Here is a 16,597-nt window from a genome sequence, read left to right as displayed (position 1 = left end):
CGCCATGCCGGCCGGAGGTAGACGGAGGCCTGGACGTCGTACCCGGCCCGGGGTGTGGGGGCGAACGCGAAGATCCCAGCCACCTGGTCGTAGACCCTCATGAGCCACGAGCTCGTTGGCGCCCGCAGCAGGCTCACCGCCACCAGTTCAGCGCCGTCGCCAGCACCGGCCACCGGCACGTCGAGGATCCCGACGACCTGGCTGGCAGCTGCGACCTGGTTTGCGGTGAGGTTGGCGAGGAGGGTGAGGGTCGACGGTCACGACTGGAGACATGTAGCGATCCACGATTGCGCCCTTTCCTCTCTGGCGTTGGCTGCACTGTCGCGAGCGATCATGGAATACGTGTCCGCAACACAGCGTTTGACAAGGCGACACGTTAGTAGCAGGCTAAAAGTGCTCTAGCCTCACAGTAAGGAGACTCGGATGACTCGCCGCACCATCGCCCTTGTGGACCAGGCCGCCGATGCGGCGCGCATCCTCGGCACTCAGGTTCGCATCGCCCGGCAGAAGCAGGGTTGGACTGCAGTTCAGCTTGGGGATAGATCCGGTGTCTCCGAGCGCACGGTTCTCCAAGTTGAGAGCGGAAGCCCGAGCGTGTCGTTGGGCAACGCCCTGAACGTCGCCGCCGTCGTCGGGGTTCCCCTCTTTGACATCACTGACCCGAGAACCTTGTCTCGGGTCAGGGTTTCGATGGAGCAGGCGCTGACGCTCATCCCTTCGAACGTACGTAACCGAAAGGAACCCGGTGTCTCCACGGACTTCTGACCCGGCACACGTCTTCCTGTGGGTGTTCCTTCCTGGCGCTACTGAACCTGTCGTCGCCGGGGTCGTCGCGCCGGCCCGGACCAGTGCCGGCCTCACGTTCCAGTACGGCGATTCTTACCTCGCTCGACCGGACGCCATCGCGCTTGGGCCTCACCTCGCCCTGGGCACAGATGTCCACTCAGCTCATCCTGTGTGGGGCATGCCGTTGACGATCCGTGATGCCATGCCGGACTCGTGGGGGCAGAAGGTCATCCAACACACGCTTGGCGTGGACTCTGAAACCAGAGTTCCAGACATCCGAATGATGCTCGCTTCCGGGTCAGACCGAGTTGGAGCGCTCGACTTCCAGGCTGAGTCCCACACGTATGTCCCTCGAATCGGCCAGGCGAGCTTGGAGATCCTGGCAGACGGTGCCGCGCGTGTTCAGGATGACGAGGATCTCACGGGGGAGCTCCGTCAGGCTGTGCGCAATAGCATGGCGACGCCGGGCGGTGCTCAGCCGAAGGCGTTTGTTCACGCTGGCGGACGACAGTGGCTTGCCAAGTTCACCGTCCGCACTGACACTGAACCGCTGATCAAGGCGGAAGCAGCTGCGATCATCCTCGCCGGAGAAGTAGGCATCACCGTGCCGCGGCACCAGCTGATCACAATGGGCGCACACGGTGACATTCTGTTGACCGAACGGTTTGATCGAACGTCGGATGGTGGGAGGCGTCAGGTCGTTTCCGGGTACACGGTCGCGGAATCAACCGACAGAGTCGGCTCGTACCCTGAACTGGTTGATCGGATGCGTCAACGCGCCGCCGAACCCACACTGGTCGGTCCGGAGATTTTCCGACGACTAGCTTTCCTGATGGTAGTTCGCGCCGACGACGACCACCTCCGCAACACATCCGCTTTCTGGGACGGCCACGCGCTTTCGTTCACCCCCGCCTACGACCTCTCCCCGTTCATGGGCGCTGGGACGTCAATGACGCAAACGAGGATCGGGACTGACGGCGACCGGCGATTCAACCTCGGAGCCCTCTTAACTCACCGGGCGTCGTACGGGCTGTCCGAGCCGGAAGCAAGCGAGATCATGAACAGTGTGATCTCGGCGGTTGACGATGGCCGGCACGACGCCGCCGAGCAGGCACGGATGACGAGCACCGAACGCCGCCTGTTCTTCGGAGCACTACTTCGACCAGAAATCATGGAAGGGCTACCTCAGACGATCGTGATCGGGCGGGCGGCGGGGTCTGACCCGGGGGAAGCGGTGGTGAGGCACCAGATTGCACCTCAGCCCAGTTATACCGGTCGGTGCGGAAAGCCGCGGGGAGGTGGCAAGGGGCCTTGCCGACGGCGGGTTGGATTGGACGGCTGCCCGTACCACGGCTGAGGGAGCCAGGAGGGTGCCGGCGCCACCTGCACGATCGCCGCCACCAGCTCACAACCGTCGCGCGCAGCGGCAACCTCAACAGCCAGGGCACCGGCCGACCACCCTCTTCGACCCGCATGCCAGCGAGGTTGGCGAAGAGGGTGAGGGTACTGAGATGGTGCTCTTGTGGGCGGTGGCACGCATTCGTTCCACATACTCGGAACTCTCGGTCATGCTGCGCGAGAGCGATCCTGTGACCGCCGAGTGGTGCGACGGCCAAATCGAGCTACTCAATACGGAGATTGTGACAGCGTTACCGTGAATGGCAGGAACGGCGTTACTGAGACTCAGGCCCGGCCACCGATCGCCCCCAACCTGGGGGTCCAACGCTTTCGTGGCGAACCCACCGCGCGACCTACGCTCAGATCATGCGACTGACCACCACCCGAACTGCCGTCACCATCCTCATGGTCACCGCATCCCTCCTCCTCACCGCTTGTTCGACGAGCTCGTCACCGCCGGCAGCACCGGCAACGGCGTCGGACGCGGCCGTCCCTGACGCTTCGAGCCTTCTGAAAGCTGATGGCGCCGGTTCTGACCAGCTGGCAGCGTATAGGACGGTCCTAGCGAAGCTCGGCACGTCCTGCGAGGAGGGTTCCACTGTCAGCTTCTCGGTGGACTCAACGGCGAAAGCTGTGAGCGTGAGCCGTTTGCAGCTGATGCAGACGGTTGCTGCGGCGGTCGGCTCATCGACCGGCGTCGACTGCACGAGCGCTGTGCTCGCTGCGGCTTCGGGAGCCCCGATCGTCACGAGCTCCGATGCGGGAACCGCTGTCAGCTACCTGTTGGGTGACGTGGCAACGACGCAGCTGCCGGCACCTGACTGTTCACTTGCCGTCGGAATGTGGACTGCTAGCGGCGGCCCAGTTGTCGTCACGATGTCCGATGTCCGCGGGCCGGCGACGGTGCATGTGACGGTGACGGAGAAGTCCGGGGCGGTCGTGGTGCAGGACGGCCAGATTCTCGGCGGGCAGAACGCGCACGATTTCACGTTCACTGATGTGGAGCCGAGCACGGTGGCGAAGGTCCTGATTACGGTGCCGTCCAACGACGATAGTCAGGGCGGTTCGTGCGTGGCGACCGGTAGCCCGACGGCGTAGAGCAGGGCTACACGCGCTGACTGGTCATCGACCGCGGCAACCCGGCAGCCGCCATCTTCTTTCCCGACCGTGAATCGAACGCATTACCGCTGCGATTCCAGTTCAGTTGCGTACTTCGTGGTTTCACCCTCAGTCCATACGGCGATGACGTACGTCAGGAAGGGCTTCACCTTGTCCCATTGCATAAAGTAAGAGGGCAGTCCCGAAGCGGTCTCGGAGCGATGATCGTCCCTGGGCTGCGTCCAGCCATTCGCTGCCAGTGCGTGCGAGTAGAAGGCGATGACCTCGCTTTGTGTGTGCGTTGTCGTCCCGGATATACCGGTCCTGGCCACGTCGCCTCCATCGAGACCGAATTGAACCCGTCCCGGGATGTCGTTGGTCCGGACATCGGTGCTGCCCGGGTACGTCAACGCGGCTTCGGGTTGTTTGGCCAGGCTGTCGATGGACTGTCCAGGCACGCAGCCGGTCAGCAGCAGGATGCAGATGCTGGCGGTGGCGGCCGCGCTCAGGAACCGTGATGCTCTGCGCACTGTTCTCCTTCTCTCTGGCTAAACGTCGTATGCATCGCAGCGGTGGGCGGCGCCGAGTCACGTTACTGCCCTGCCTCGACGACGACGACGATGATCTCGTAGCCGCGGATCGCATCACTCCATCAGCAGGAATTCAAACCCTCTGCTTGCAGCCCAGGCCTGGACCGCGGCAACCATCGCGCTCTTGTCTTGAGTGAACATGATCCCGGTGAAGTGCACGCTGGATGCTAGCGCTATCCAGCCGTCAAGCTCCGGTCCGCCTGGCGTCGGACTGGCACTCGTTACGCCCGTGACGACAACGATTCCTTTGCCAGTGACGGCCGCCTGGGCGTCGAGCGCATCTAGGATCGCCTGACGCTTGCCAGTGCCATCGTTACCCGGGGAGGAGTCCGCGAGGCTCGTGGTCGCAGGGCTGATGGCAGCCCGCACCTCGGCCACAACAGCGGCAGGCAACGGCTGCTTCGGGTCGATCGACACGACAGTGCCGTCAGCGAGCGTGTAGTCCTTCGGCGCGTTCTGCGCCAGGATCTGCTTCTCGAACTCGGAGAGCTTGCCGTCGCCGTTGGTGTCGCCGGCGAGTGCGGTGGGTATCGGGGTTGCTGTGTCGCTGAGAGCAGCCGGCGTGCCACTGGTGGGGATGAGCCCGCCCAGGTCACCACCGGAGAGGCTGCACCCGGAGAGAAGCGCCGTGACGAGGAGCGCTGAGCTCCCGATGAGAATGGTGCGTCGTGCTGCGGTCATGGTGCGTCCCCCGTGTGATTTGTGGTGCCCGTTCACCGTATCGGCTGGCGGGATGCTGCTTCGTCGCCCGACACATGCGCGGGGCGCCGCGGCGCCGCGAACTCACCCGCATCCCAGTGTTCCCGGGCCACAGAGCCCTCTGACCCCCATTTAGGCCGTCAGCCCCTTCTCACTTGGACCCGATGATTTTTGTAGGTGATTCTGCCAGGAATCATTACTATCCGGCGGCCCCACCTGCTTTGGACGGATCCGAGGCTTGAGTCGGTAAATCGAGAAACTGGCGGCTCCGAAGGTGACATCGATTGAGAATTCGCCAAGGCTCGCGGATGTGCCGCATGTCTAGAAGATGTCGCGGAGAAGGACTTGGCGGCGCAGCAAAAGATCCGGAGGCCCCCTTGCGTGGTTCCAGCCCCACAGATGCGGGAAAGACGCCCGCTGCTGGCGATAAGGTCGTCCGGCATCGAGAACGCACCGCCGCGGCAGTCACGATGGCAACACCGATCCCGCCGGCGGTAAGCATGGATCGCATTCGCGCATTCCAGCGCGAGGCCCTCGCACCGAATACGCGACGAGGGCTACGTTCGAATTGGCACGCATTCGAAAGTTGGTGCCGTGTCCAAGACCTCGCGTCGCTCCCGGCTACACCGCTGGTCGTCGCCGCCTACCTTTGCTACGCGGCAGATCTCACGGATGGTGCAGGGGATTGGGTCTACGCCGCTGGAACGCTTAGCCACTGGCTCTATTCGATCAACACTGCACATCACCTTGCTGGGTTCGCAAAACCAGGCGATGACCGCGATGTAGAAATGACCATCGCGGGTATTCGACGCGAAAGGGCTCGACCTATCGATCGAAGGGCGCCACTGTTACTCAATGAGCTGCGCCGGACCCTGGTCGGGATCGACCGCAAATCTTGGCCGCAAGGGGTCATCGGGCAGAGAGATTCCGCCCTGTTGCTCATTGGGTTCGGTGGAGCCTTTCGACGTTCGGAGCTGGCGTCTCTCGAGCTTCGTGACCTCAGGATCCATCCGGAGGACGGCCTCTACATAGGGTTACGCCGATCCAAAACGGATCAGCGAGGAAATGGAATCTCAAAAGCGATTCCATTCGGTACAAGCACTCTCACATGTGCCGCGTGTGCATATATCCGATGGCTACGCATGCTCGCGGCAGCTGAGCGCGGTCTGACGGACCGGAAAAACGAATTGAATGTGGTTTCGCTGGAGGGGCATATCTGCCGGGATGAGCTACCAACCATTGCTATCGCCGTGAACCAGCCATTCTTCCGGCCGGTGATGAAGAACGGCGCCATCAAGGAACGACACATCACGGGGAATGTGGTCTATGACGTCGTCAAACGGCGGGTGGGGGTCGCTGGGTATGACCCTCGGCTGTATGGAGCGCATTCCTTGCGAGCCGGGTTCGTGACCGAGGCCTTTCGTGCTGGCGCCACGCACCATGAAATTATGCGACAAACTGGCCATCGTGACCCTGCGACCGCTGAAATCTACTCGCGGGAGGCGTCACCTCTCGAGAACAACGCGGTGACTCGACTCGGACTGTGACCTGCAGGGCGAGCCGAGTCGCACGTTCGGGACGAAGCGATTTGGTCGGGAGCGGACGGTCTCTCTTCCGAAGTTAGGTGTCAGACGCGCTGCCAGAAGTCATGCTGGCGGCGGTGGTTCGCCAAGGTAGCCGTGCTCCCAACCGTTGTTTCGAGCCAACAAGATGAAATGAGTGTGACGGATACCGTGAAGCGTGCGGAATCCTGTTCTGAGGTTGAACGAACCGCTCGTGCGTATGGCTACTCGGCCCACATGAACCCCGGCGTTCTTGCCGGCGGGCACGACCGCCCGGACATGATCGCCGGTGGTGAAGCCAAAATGGCGCTTCGTGCGGGGAAAGGCCGTGTACGGCTTGCGGGGAAAGCCAAAGCGATCTGGTTTCGTTCGTTGATATTGGCCTCGTCCGGTGGCGGAGGCCAGGTAGATTTTCGCCGGATAGTTCATGATTGAGTCGACGAGGCCGACGGAGAGGGCGTCGATGCAGTGGCTCTTTGGTAGCCCTGATCTTGCCCTGTTGTATTTCGTGCGGGCACTCGAGTGCGTTGTGACTGGCAAGTGGGTGGCCCTGAGCGCGTCGATGAGAGCCTTCATCGTCGAATTGACGGCCGCTGCATCAGAAAGCGAACGGCGCGTGCTCGACAGGATTCGAGCCAATCGGCTGGCGTCGCTCACGAACTCATCTACCGCCATCGCTCCTTTGGCTTGGTTGCACGCAACGCACGCAAGGGTCAGATTCGAGACACGGTTCGTGCCCCCTCGCGCCCGCGGCTGAATATGATCGATGGTCAAGAAGGCATCCGCCGCGTCACAATAGGCGCACTGTCGACCACGCGTTTCCAAGAGGAACTCGCGGACTTCGTACTCAAATAACTCGCCGCGTTGATATTCGACGCCCTGAACATGGGGCTCCAATATCGCCCGCGCATCAAACTTGTTGTACTCCAGATAGATTTTTTTCACCGGAAACCAGGTTCGGAGTTTAGCGAGCATGGCCATTGTCGCGTTGATCCGGTGAGCGAGGGAAGGTGGCAGCCATCCTCTGGCTCGTCGTCGGTTCAAGAAACGCGGACTGCGATAGCGAGTGTTACGCGACCGTCGCGCTCGTCTTCGCCCTGCGCGTGATCCGAGCTTCGAATGAATCAAATATCCACGAAAGTTAACTTGAACTGCAAAGACGCCTTTCCTGCGGACGACCGTCTCGCCCGAAGAATCGTCTGAGTAGTCCACGAATACGGCCATCCCGGCGTATCTCGAGCCGGGATCAATGCCAACGACCACTCCAGGCACGACGGTCCCAGAGTCATTCGCTTTTCGATCTTTGAGTCGGATGACGAAGGGTGTTCCACAAGCAACCACAGCCCGGCCCGTGTCAAGGAGCTGCTTGACCCGGGCCGGGTGGGCTGGCATCAACGGCTTCCCGTCTCTGCCTAGGACCGCCACGTAGGCGATCGTAGGAACGGCCTTACGACCGATGTTTTCCCCGGCGCCCTGAGGCGCACGGGGAATGGCGCCGCGGGGGCCAGACGAAGTCCCCGCAGTCTCCCCTCGGCGATGTCCCGCGTCAGTCTTTCGGGCCGAATTACTTTGGCCGTCTGCTGTCTTGTGTTTCGCCCCCTCCCGAGGGGGTTCGTTTCCAGACGCTTCCAGAGGGCAAGGCTGAGGAAGCACCCTGCCGTGGGTTTCATTGCTTGCGCGGAACGTAGACACTTGACCTCGTCTCGATATTGCGGTGTCCTGGCCTGGTCAGTCCATTTTCAAATGGTCAGCGCTGTTGCGAGCTCGCTGCAACACCCGAATCGGGCGACCGACGTGAGTTACGTGTGCGCGTCGATGGGGCGTTGACGCGTCGACTCGGAGCTACCAATGGATGATCCCTTGGCGGGCCTCGGCACTTTACGGTCTGCACCGTCTTGGTGGTAACGGGGCCGCACGACGGGTGAGTGAATCTGCGCCCAGACGCGACAAGGATGGCGATGCCAGTTGCGATGGCGGATGGATGCCGGACGGCAAAGCGAGGAACGTATTTCTCACGAATTGCGGCCCGCTCGTCTGGCACGGGCGGTTCCGTTCGACCGCATTCTCGACTCAGGCAGTCGGGACCCCAACTCGAGCCAATCCTAGAGACGACGGAGGGGAATACGCCGCTTCTTCTAGTCGGGCGTGACATCGCTTGCTCCTGGAAGGTCCTCGCGGCAGATGGCTTCGATCCGTGCCACGAGCGACGTATTAGCCCAGTAGTAGTCGATGTCGTCGGACCACCCGTCGGTAAGCATGGTCCACCGGCCTCGTTCGCCGACCCGGAGGGCATCGATCGTGCGTAGAGGGCGGGTCCGGTCGTTGATGGTGGGACCCGCGTTTGCGCCGCGGACACGCGTCACGGTCCCGAAGTCCAGGTCGAAGTAGTGGTTGCTGTCTCGCGTCACGACCCGCCAGGTTCCGCCCTCCTTGCCGGTCAGTTCGTTCACGAATACAGGTTCATTGTCTGGAGCGCTCATGGTTGGTCCTTTCGTTGGGCCGTGCAGGTTGTGAACTCGATGTGGCTTTGCTGCAGGGCGGTGCCGGGTCATCGGTATCGATTTCCGGGCTGGTGATGAGATTGAGCATCAGGATCCCCCGCTGGATGATCGTGGGGCTGGGGCCAAGTAGAGGTCGGCCTAAGAAGGGTGGTGGGGCCGCTGTGGGCCTCAGTCACGGTCATGGTTCTGACGAGGAGGCGGGACAGTACGGCGGTTGATGTACCCGCCGATGAATCGGACAGTCTCAATGTCGGCCGCACTGAGTTCCCGGGCCTGCGTCATCCGTTCAATGGCGACAAGTGGCGAGCTGATGTAGTTGCCGGCAGTCTGGCTCGGGGAGACGAACGTGGCGCACCTCCCAATTTCGAGCGAACCGATATCTGTGAAACGCAGCCACTGCTCGTCCGCATAGAGGCGCCGCGCGAGGACGCCAGGTGCCCTGTTGTAGGCGCGCAGTTCCCAATCCACCAAGATCACTGAGTCGCGCTCAGTGGTCAGGCGGGTGATGCCTGGCCAGGCCTGTTCCGCAGCTTCGGGGGCTTGTCCAGCGGTCATGTCGCGGTCCCTTCGTTTGGGCCAGCAGGATCTAGTTGAGTGATCGCCATCACCGTCGTTGTTCGGCGCGAGGTCGCTACGACTCCGGCGACGCGGAGGTTGATGATGAGGTGCATCGGCTGTCCGATCGAGCACTCCACGACACGCAGCAGTGCCACCTCGGCGCCGTCTCGGCGCAGCTCGTGTTCGTTGGCGCGATCGTCGACCGTTGGTAGGCGGCGCATGACCGCACGGTCCAGGTCCAGCCAGTACGTTGATCCCGACGCGGTCTCGATCGCGAATCGGCCGCCGCTCTGCCCCGTCAAAGTGCTCACCGCACGCATCCGACTGCCCGTCTTCCACGACCCGTTGACCACAACGGCCGCCACTGGTCATACACGTCGGCGTTCAGGACGCGCGTCCGTTTCTCTACTGAGTCAGGCATTTCCATTCCTCCGATCCCTCTCGGCGGTCGGTGCGATCGCCGGTGCAGGGACGGTATCCCGGTCTGAAACGACCGCGGATCCGTGCCGGAATACACCTTCCGACCCGCCGACGAGAACCTGCCGCGCATGCCCTATCCGACCCACACACCCGTGCGGGCCGGAAAGGCACCCATGTCCGAACCAACCCCACTCGAGCTCCTCCACGCCGACTACGCCCAACTCGAACTCCGCAACAGGGCGACCCTCACCGCCGACCAGGTGCGATCCCTGATCTTCTACAACGCCGAACGCACCGCAGCGGGCGCCGCTGCGGCTACCAACCCCGGTCGAGATGTCATCGCCTGGACCCGAAACACGGAAGCGCTCAGCAACTTCGTCGCACGCGAATCCCGCATGCCCCGCGAAAACCGTCGTCTCTCTGCCGGCGCGGTCAGTGCCGAAGAAATGACCCTGGTGAACCGGGTCAGAAACCAGCGCAGGGCGTTCAAAGCCGACCGCCTCTGCACCTATCAGAAGTGCCGACTCGAGTGCATTCCGGGGTTTAGCTTCAACCCCCTCGAAGACGCCTGGCACGCGATCTACAACGCATATATCCAGTTCACACGGACCCATCGGGAGGCCCCGAAGCTACGATCCGCTCCCGCCGAAAGCGCGCTCGCGGGGTGGGCGGCGAAGAATCGGATGGCTTACCACCGAGGGAAGCTCTCCCAACGTCGAACCGCGTTGCTGAACGAGGTCGAATTCTGGAGTTGGGGAGCGTCGAAGACGCGCACGGTCACCGAGGCCCGCGACCTTGACCACCGGTAAGGACTGAGACCAATCGAGGGCCCAGTCCGGTCTGTCGCTCCGACGCGCAACACGGCTCCCCAGCTGTTGCAGTGTTGATCAGCGAGCACCAACCCCAGAACGGGATTAACGACGGGCGCAAGCTCCCCAACTGCTTCAGCACGCTGCCTAGAGTCAGCTAGACGAACGATCGAGAAGAAACCAAATGTTCGCCCGACACATTCAGGGACGTTCGTTCGTGCGGGTTCATGTCACACTGTTGCGCGGAGGTCCGTCGCTGACTGCCTGATGGTTCGCGACTATACGTTGGGGGACTGGATGAGAGCTTCGATGGGCATCAACGCCGACCCGAGCGCAACCGTGTCTCCGCCAAAACTGGAGGTGTGAAGTGTGAATTGGCTCCCGGGACGCGCCAGGGCGTTTGTTCGGATCGACTGCTCGATTCGTGGCCGCAGGCCTTCCATTAATCGGTTCCCGACCCAACCTCCGACAACCACACGCTCCGGGTTGGTCAGGTTGACCATGCTCCCGACCGCTGCGCCAAGGGTGTCGACGATGCTCGTGACGATCAGGCCGGCTGCTCGATCCCCTTTTTCTGCAGCGTCGAGAAGGTCGCCTAGAGCACGCCAGCCGGTGCCCTCGAATTGGCCTCCGGCGGCTTCCCATTCGGCAAGGATTGCGTCTGCGCCAAGGTACGCTTCCACGCATCCCCTGCTGCCGCAACGGCACAGTCGGCCGTTGACTTGTACCTTGGTGTGCCCCCACTCGCCTGCGCTTCCTGCTGCCCCATGGGTTAGTGCCCCGTCGGTGATGATTCCCAGTCCGACACCGCGACCGAGGAGAGCAACTAAGGCGTGATTGACGCCGCGGGCCGCGCCGAACCAGAGTTCTGCTTTGGTTTGTGCTTTGGCGCCGTTGTCGGCGAACACTGGGAGGTCACCGCGGATGAGCTCCGAAATGGGTATTGCAGGCCAGCCGAGGCTTTGGGCGTAGAGCACTTGAACGCCGTCTGCTTCGGTCTCTACCAGGCCGGGCAGTCCGAGTCCGATCCCAAGCAGGCGGTCCCATCGGTGGGGATTTCGGAGATGGAGGGCGAATACGGCCTGATTCAGGTCATCGACGATGCTGGCGGCGGTTTCGGGCTCTGCTCCGCCGCTGAATTCACGGTCGACGCGGTTCATCCGGAAGTCAAAGAGTTCGACGGCGACTCCACGTTCGCCGACGTCGACGCCGAGCGTGTAGGCACTGTCCGCGCGAGGGGCCAAGAGGGAGATCGGCCGCCCGCCGTGGGAGGACACCAACCCGGTTTCCTCGACGAGTCCCTCTCCGGTCAGTTCAGTGACCATGTTGGTTGCGGATGCCATCGAGAGGCCGCAGTCGCTGGCTAGTGCCGCTCGAGTGGTTTCGCCAGCGAGGATGATCTGCTTGAGTACGGCTCCCTTGTTGCGCTGCCGGAGCGACGTCACTGTTGATGCACCCGCCGAGGAGCGGGCAGGTCGGCGGGTGTTTGGGTCGACGCTCATGGTGGTCCGACGATACCAATGATGGAGCTGGTCTGGGTCTTCGGCTCGCCTCGCGAAGCCCGTTGCGGTGTTCACCTCTGCACCTACTCGGCTTCGAGGTCGAGGCTGATAAGCCGGGCAGGTGTGTTCACACGCACGGCCAGGTGGTCCTGTTCCCAGGTCACGGCGAATGAGGATGGGTCGTCGGCGTTGATCGTCCACGTCGAGGGTGGCGCTTCCAATGGGAACCTCATGACTGCCCCCGGGCGAAGCTCAATGTGTGGCACTTCCGCATCCTTGTATGGTTCGCCGGCGGTGTGGTGCCACAGACCATCGATCTCAGCTGTCGGTGAAAACCGGGTGGGTGCTGCCGCATCGGCCTCAATATATCCCCAGGCTGGAATACGAAGTGGTTGACGGCCAAATAACGCGTTCACAACGTCGGGGCGAACGGAGCAGTTGAGGAGAGCAATGCGGTGTAGCAGCTCATTGAGAACGTGCTGGGCAGCTTCGGGGTCGAGAGTTACCTCCGGGTCCGCGATCAAATTCCAGTCGGCGGGTGGGCTCACTGATATCGGGGACGTGTCGGTGTCGAGTTTCTTCCATGGCCAGAAGTTCCAGCCGATATTGTGCTGCTCATACAGGCGGGTCGCCGAATAGATCCATTCCGGGGTGTTCTCGCCTCCCTCGCCCATGTAGATCGGCAACCCGAGCCGGTCACGGGCTTCCAAATATTCGGCAATGCTGGACCGTTCGGGCGGGCACCAATAACGATGGAATTGAAGGGCAGAGTTCGGGTCGATGACCTCCGTAAATATGGACCAATTTGTTGCCCAGTGCGAGCCCTCGTAGACGATGAGGTGATAAGGGTCGATCTCACGGATCGCAGCTGTGAGCTCCCGGTAGAAATCGACGAGCTCGTCAGCGTAAATGTGTTGCCATTCGTTCGGCAGGGGTTCATTAAGCAGGTCGTAGCCGAGGACACTCGTCCGGTCGCGGTATCGGCGGGCGAGTTTTCGCCATAATTTCACTGTTTGCCTGCGATAGCGGTCATCCATGAACAGTTCGGGCTTCAGGTTAGGGGAATCGTCGATATTCGTTCCAGTTTGTCCGCCCGGTGCTCCGTGCAGATCGAGCAAAATCCACAGGTTGTGCCGCTCGCACCACTGGATTGCCCGGTCGATGAGAATGAATCCGGTTTCGATCCAGTTGCCGCTGTCGTCCATGAGGCCGCGCGAGTTGATCGGCAGCCGGACATGGTCAAAGCCGAGTTCGGCGATGCGTTGGATGTCCGCTTCGGTGATGAACGCGTCGCGGTAGCGGGCCCAGAACTCGAGTGCCCGTTCCGCGCCGAGGAGGTCGGTAATACGTGCCTCGATCTGCCGCGGTGAGCTCATCTCATCGCCGAACTTCCACATGTAGCCTTCGGCGAGCAGCCAGTTCCCAAGGCCGATACCGTGAAGCAGGAGCGGGGCACCGGTGCCGTCGACCAACTCCGCCTTGTGAGCGTGAACGTATCCGTTGAAGCGGGTGGGGTTTGTCATGTTGTCCTATTTCAGTCCGGAAAGGGAGAATCCTTGAACGACGTAGCGTTGGAAGACTACGAAGATGATGAGGATCGGGACCACCATCAGCGTCGCGGCTGCCATTTGCAGGGAGGGATTCGTCGCGATCTGCTGATTCAGAAGCGCGATACCAACGGAGAGGGTGTAAAGGTGTTCGTCGTTGGCGATGATCAAGGGCCAGAGGAAGCTGTTCCAGCTGGCGATGAACGTCAGAATGACTTGGACCGCCAAGATCGGTTTCGACAGTGGTAGCACGATTTGTAGGAAGACCCTGAACTCTCCGGCTCCGTCAATGCGTGCCGCTTCCATCATTTCCGAGGGAATGGTCGTCATGAACTGCCGGAAGAGGAAGACACTGAATCCACTAACCAGGGTGGGGAGGGCAATCCCGACGATGGTGTTGGTGAGTTTCATACCGTTCAAGATGAGGTACGTGGGAATCATCGTCACCTGAACTGGGATCATCATGGTCACTAGGACAAGGAAGAAGAGCGCGTCGCGCCCGCGGAATGTAAATTTCGCGAAGCCGTAACCGGCCATGGCCATGAGCAGGAGCCCGATCATGCTGATCAGGACAAGCCCGATGGTATTGAGCAGGTACCGGCCGAAGTCGAGGTCCTGGAAGAGTTGGACGAAGAACTCGAAGGTGGGTTTCTGCGGCAGGATCCTTGGCGGGTACGCCACGCTTTCGCTGCGGGGTTTCAGTGACGAGGTCAACATCCAGATGAATGGGAACGCGGTGGCCAGCGCACCAAGCCCCAGCACGATGCCGACGATGATGGTCAGCCGATTGGCGTGACTGCGCGACTTGCGCTTGGCCGGTCGCGGGTTGCACGCCGCCTGCTCATGCTGGACGGGCGATGTTGCTTTGGTCATGGGGGGTTGGAGCTTAGTATTCGACATCGGTTTTCCTTGCACGCAGTTGGGCGAGGGTGATCACTGCGATGATCAGAAACAGGATTACGGAGCCTGCGCTCGCATAGCCGAATTGGCTTCCGCTGAATCCTTTCTGGAAAAGGAACAGGGATATGGAAGTGGTGGCGCCGATCGGGCCGCCCTTGGTCAACACGAATGGTTCGTCGAAGAATTGGAGCCACGCGATGACCGTTGTGATCATGACGAAGAAGATCGCGAACCGCAGCAACGGGATGACAATCGAGACGGTCTTGCGGATTTCCGAGGCACCGTCTAACGACGCCGCTTCCAAATATTCGCGAGGCACGCCCTGGAGGGCAGCTAGGAAGATGATGATGTTCAAACCGGTCCCCCGCCAGATGGCAACGAACGCGACGGAGAACTTCGCCAGAAGCGGATCGCTGAGCCACTGCACCGGCGGTACCCCCACGAGGGACAGCAGGTAGTTGAATAGGCCGAACTGGGTGTTGTAGAGGTACCCCCAAACCAATGCGATGGCGACGATCGCGGTGATGGCGGGTAGGAAGTATAAGGAGCGCAGCGCGCGGTAGAAGCGGCTGTTGCTGCGGTTGAGCAGCAGGGCGACGATCAGCGAGGAGATAATGACAGACGGCACGCCGATCAGGGCGAAGAAGGCAGTATTCCCGAGTGACTGCCAGAAGGCCGGGTCGGCGAAAAGTTGAGTGTAGTTGTTGAGGCCGATGAACTTGATCACCGACCAATCACCCAACCCGGCGAGGTTCATGTCAGTGAAACTGACGAAGCCCGCAATCAGGATGGGCAGCACGCCGAAAGCAAGCAGGAGGAGTGTCGCAGGGGCGATGAGAACGTAGGGCGTAGCGCGAATCTTCATGGTTTGTCCCGATCCTTGTGGGGCCTTGGGGCGGAGCGCAAGCAGGCTCCGCCCCAAGACCCGATGGTGGGTTACTTGACCGACTGGCCCGCGGTGGACGCGTAGAGCGTGTTCAATGTGCTGTCCCGATCGGCGTGGTTGAGAACGATGGAGTTCAGGCTATCGAGCAGAGCCTTTCCGGTGACGCCGTCCCAGTTCGACACCAGCGGCAGCAGCTTGGAGTCGGCCAACTGCTTGGCGTAGACGTTGAACAACGGGTCTGACACCAGTGAGTCATCAGTCAAAGCGGTCTTGACCGTGGGAAGGTCGCCGTCTGCCTTGTACCAGGAGACCTGCGTCGCGGTGTCGGAGAGGTAGTTCAGTAGTTGCAGGGCGCCGTCCTTGTTCGCGGTCTTGGCGAAGACGCCGAGGTTAGACCCGGCGAGCAGCGACGTACCTGCTTTCGCCGATGGCAGCGGAACCGCCGACCATTTGCCGGCCAGCTCGGGGGCTGCGGCGGTGATCGCAGAGGCGAGGTAGGGACCGCTGACGACCATCGGCGTGGCGCCGGACGTGAATCCCTGCACCTGGTCGAAGTCACTGTTGGTGGGTACGCTGCCGTCCGCATACAGGCCTGCGTAAACGTCGACGGCCTTGTGGAACGCGGGCGTGTTGAAATCGATGTTGCCCGTCTTATCCACCACGTCACCGCCCTGGTCCCACGTCATTTCCACCGGCAAAGCGCTATCCCACTGCGGAATGTAGTAGCCGTAATTGCCGGCGCCGCGGGCGGTGAGAGTCTTAGCGTCGCCCCGGAGTTCGTCCCACGTGGTAGGCGGCTTTGAGATGCCGCTGGCTGAGAGAATGTCGGAGCGGTAGAACAGCACTCTGGTGTCACTGACCCACGGGATGCTGACAACTTTGCCAGCGACAGCGGTGGCCTCTCCGGATGCGCCGGCCACGAACTTGTCGGCTGCGAGGTTCGGATAGTTGGCAATCGTTGCCTGGTCCAGGGTGAGCAACCCGCCGGTGTCGGCGAAGGAACGGATCTTTGACACGCCGATCTGCACGACGTCCGGGCCGTTACCTGAGGCGACGGCGGTGGTGAGCTTCTGATCGATGCTGTCCCAGGGGATGGCGACAGCGTCGACCTTGATTCCCGTGCTCTTGGTGAACGGTTCGACGAGGGTTTCGAACTTCTTCGAGCTGTCTCCCATCACCCAGACGGTGAGAGGTTTGTCGGAGGGAACACCGGAGGCGCTGCCGGACGCGCCGCTGGAGCAGGCAGAGAGGGCAAGGACGCTGGCAGCGACGCCGGCGGCGAGGGGAAGGATCCATTTGGTGCGGGATCTCGACATTGAGGTGTTCCTTTCGATGGGGTTG

The 16,597-nt window shown here is 61.7% G+C and carries 17 protein-coding genes; 5 read left to right on the top strand and 12 right to left on the bottom strand.

All coding sequences use genetic code 11. The features are described 5' to 3' along the window. The first annotated feature begins 423 nt into the window (after positions 1–423). Positions 424–765: a helix-turn-helix transcriptional regulator gene (locus RHM57_RS16215; protein ID WP_322188732.1), complete on the top strand. Its 342-nt coding sequence runs from the start codon at positions 424–426 to the stop codon at positions 763–765. Then, on the top strand, positions 746–2,143 hold the full coding sequence (locus RHM57_RS16210) for a HipA domain-containing protein (protein WP_322188730.1): 1,398 nt from the start codon (positions 746–748) through the stop codon (positions 2,141–2,143). Before RHM57_RS16215 ends, RHM57_RS16210 begins: the two co-directional genes overlap by 20 nt. A 400-nt stretch (positions 2,144–2,543) precedes the next feature. On the opposite strand, the gene RHM57_RS16205 is transcribed toward RHM57_RS16210, so the two are convergent. Further along, complete coding sequence (locus tag RHM57_RS16205; RefSeq protein WP_322188728.1) at positions 2,544–2,933, bottom strand: hypothetical protein; 390 nt, start codon at positions 2,931–2,933, stop codon at positions 2,544–2,546. Between the two features lie 127 nt (positions 2,934–3,060). On the opposite strand from RHM57_RS16205, the gene RHM57_RS16200 reads away from it, so the two are divergent. Then, positions 3,061–3,282 (top strand): hypothetical protein, encoded by a 222-nt coding sequence (locus RHM57_RS16200; RefSeq protein WP_322188726.1) that lies wholly within the window; start codon positions 3,061–3,063, stop codon positions 3,280–3,282. 83 nt (positions 3,283–3,365) lie between these two features. Here RHM57_RS16200 and RHM57_RS16195 read toward each other — a convergent pair whose 3' ends face one another. Both RHM57_RS16195 and RHM57_RS16190 read right to left on the bottom strand, forming a co-directional pair. Further along, complete coding sequence (locus RHM57_RS16195) at positions 3,366–3,812, bottom strand: hypothetical protein (protein ID WP_322188724.1); 447 nt, start codon at positions 3,810–3,812, stop codon at positions 3,366–3,368. Between the two features lie 114 nt (positions 3,813–3,926). Next, the gene (locus RHM57_RS16190; RefSeq protein ID WP_322188722.1) at positions 3,927–4,553 is read right to left on the bottom strand and encodes a hypothetical protein; all 627 of its coding nucleotides are present in this window, start codon (positions 4,551–4,553) and stop codon (positions 3,927–3,929) included. A 326-nt stretch (positions 4,554–4,879) separates the two neighbouring features. On the opposite strand from RHM57_RS16190, the gene RHM57_RS16185 reads away from it, so the two are divergent. Next, on the top strand, positions 4,880–6,118 hold the full coding sequence (locus RHM57_RS16185; RefSeq protein ID WP_322188720.1) for a site-specific integrase: 1,239 nt from the start codon (positions 4,880–4,882) through the stop codon (positions 6,116–6,118). A 99-nt stretch (positions 6,119–6,217) separates the two neighbouring features. Here the strand turns inward: RHM57_RS16185 and iscB are convergent, their stop codons facing one another. The 4 genes from iscB to RHM57_RS16165 all read right to left on the bottom strand — a co-directional run bounded on the left by iscB (position 6,218) and on the right by RHM57_RS16165 (position 9,503). Further along, positions 6,218–7,558 carry an RNA-guided endonuclease IscB gene (gene iscB, locus RHM57_RS16180; protein ID WP_322188718.1) on the bottom strand — a complete coding sequence of 447 codons (1,341 nt, stop codon included), beginning with the start codon at positions 7,556–7,558 and terminating at the stop codon, positions 6,218–6,220. Positions 7,559–8,268: 710 nt separating this feature from the next. Then, positions 8,269–8,583: a hypothetical protein gene (locus RHM57_RS16175; RefSeq protein WP_322188716.1), complete on the bottom strand. Its 315-nt coding sequence runs from the start codon at positions 8,581–8,583 to the stop codon at positions 8,269–8,271. Positions 8,584–8,802: 219 nt separating this feature from the next. Continuing rightward, the gene (locus RHM57_RS16170; RefSeq protein WP_322188714.1) at positions 8,803–9,189 is read right to left on the bottom strand and encodes a hypothetical protein; all 387 of its coding nucleotides are present in this window, start codon (positions 9,187–9,189) and stop codon (positions 8,803–8,805) included. Continuing rightward, positions 9,186–9,503, bottom strand: a complete 318-nt coding sequence (locus RHM57_RS16165; RefSeq protein ID WP_322188712.1) for a hypothetical protein — start codon at positions 9,501–9,503, stop codon at positions 9,186–9,188. The genes RHM57_RS16170 and RHM57_RS16165 overlap by 4 nt, the downstream gene beginning before the upstream one ends. Positions 9,504–9,785: 282 nt before the next feature. Between RHM57_RS16165 and RHM57_RS16160 the strand changes: the two genes are divergently transcribed. Next, the gene (locus tag RHM57_RS16160; protein ID WP_322188710.1) at positions 9,786–10,421 is read left to right on the top strand and encodes a helicase associated domain-containing protein; all 636 of its coding nucleotides are present in this window, start codon (positions 9,786–9,788) and stop codon (positions 10,419–10,421) included. Between the two features lie 278 nt (positions 10,422–10,699). Here RHM57_RS16160 and RHM57_RS16155 read toward each other — a convergent pair whose 3' ends face one another. The 5 genes from RHM57_RS16155 to RHM57_RS16135 all read right to left on the bottom strand — a co-directional run bounded on the left by RHM57_RS16155 (position 10,700) and on the right by RHM57_RS16135 (position 16,572). After that, positions 10,700–11,923: an ROK family protein gene (locus RHM57_RS16155; protein ID WP_322188708.1), complete on the bottom strand. Its 1,224-nt coding sequence runs from the start codon at positions 11,921–11,923 to the stop codon at positions 10,700–10,702. 83 nt (positions 11,924–12,006) lie between these two features. Next, positions 12,007–13,446: a glycoside hydrolase family 5 protein gene (locus tag RHM57_RS16150; RefSeq protein WP_322188706.1), complete on the bottom strand. Its 1,440-nt coding sequence runs from the start codon at positions 13,444–13,446 to the stop codon at positions 12,007–12,009. A gap of 6 nt (positions 13,447–13,452) precedes the next feature. Further along, on the bottom strand, positions 13,453–14,343 hold the full coding sequence (locus RHM57_RS16145; protein ID WP_322188704.1) for a carbohydrate ABC transporter permease: 891 nt from the start codon (positions 14,341–14,343) through the stop codon (positions 13,453–13,455). 13 nt (positions 14,344–14,356) lie between these two features. After that, positions 14,357–15,235: a sugar ABC transporter permease gene (locus tag RHM57_RS16140; protein WP_322188702.1), complete on the bottom strand. Its 879-nt coding sequence runs from the start codon at positions 15,233–15,235 to the stop codon at positions 14,357–14,359. A 71-nt stretch (positions 15,236–15,306) separates the two neighbouring features. Continuing rightward, a complete protein-coding gene (locus RHM57_RS16135; protein ID WP_322188700.1) occupies positions 15,307–16,572 on the bottom strand; it encodes an extracellular solute-binding protein in 1,266 nt (421 codons plus the stop codon). Positions 16,573–16,597: the final 25 nt, after the last annotated feature.

It is taken from the genome of Cryobacterium sp. 10S3 (genome assembly GCF_034344045.1).
Taxonomy (GTDB): Bacteria; Actinomycetota; Actinomycetes; order Actinomycetales; family Microbacteriaceae; genus Cryobacterium; species Cryobacterium glucosi.
This window is presented reverse-complemented; position numbering and strand designations above follow the sequence as displayed.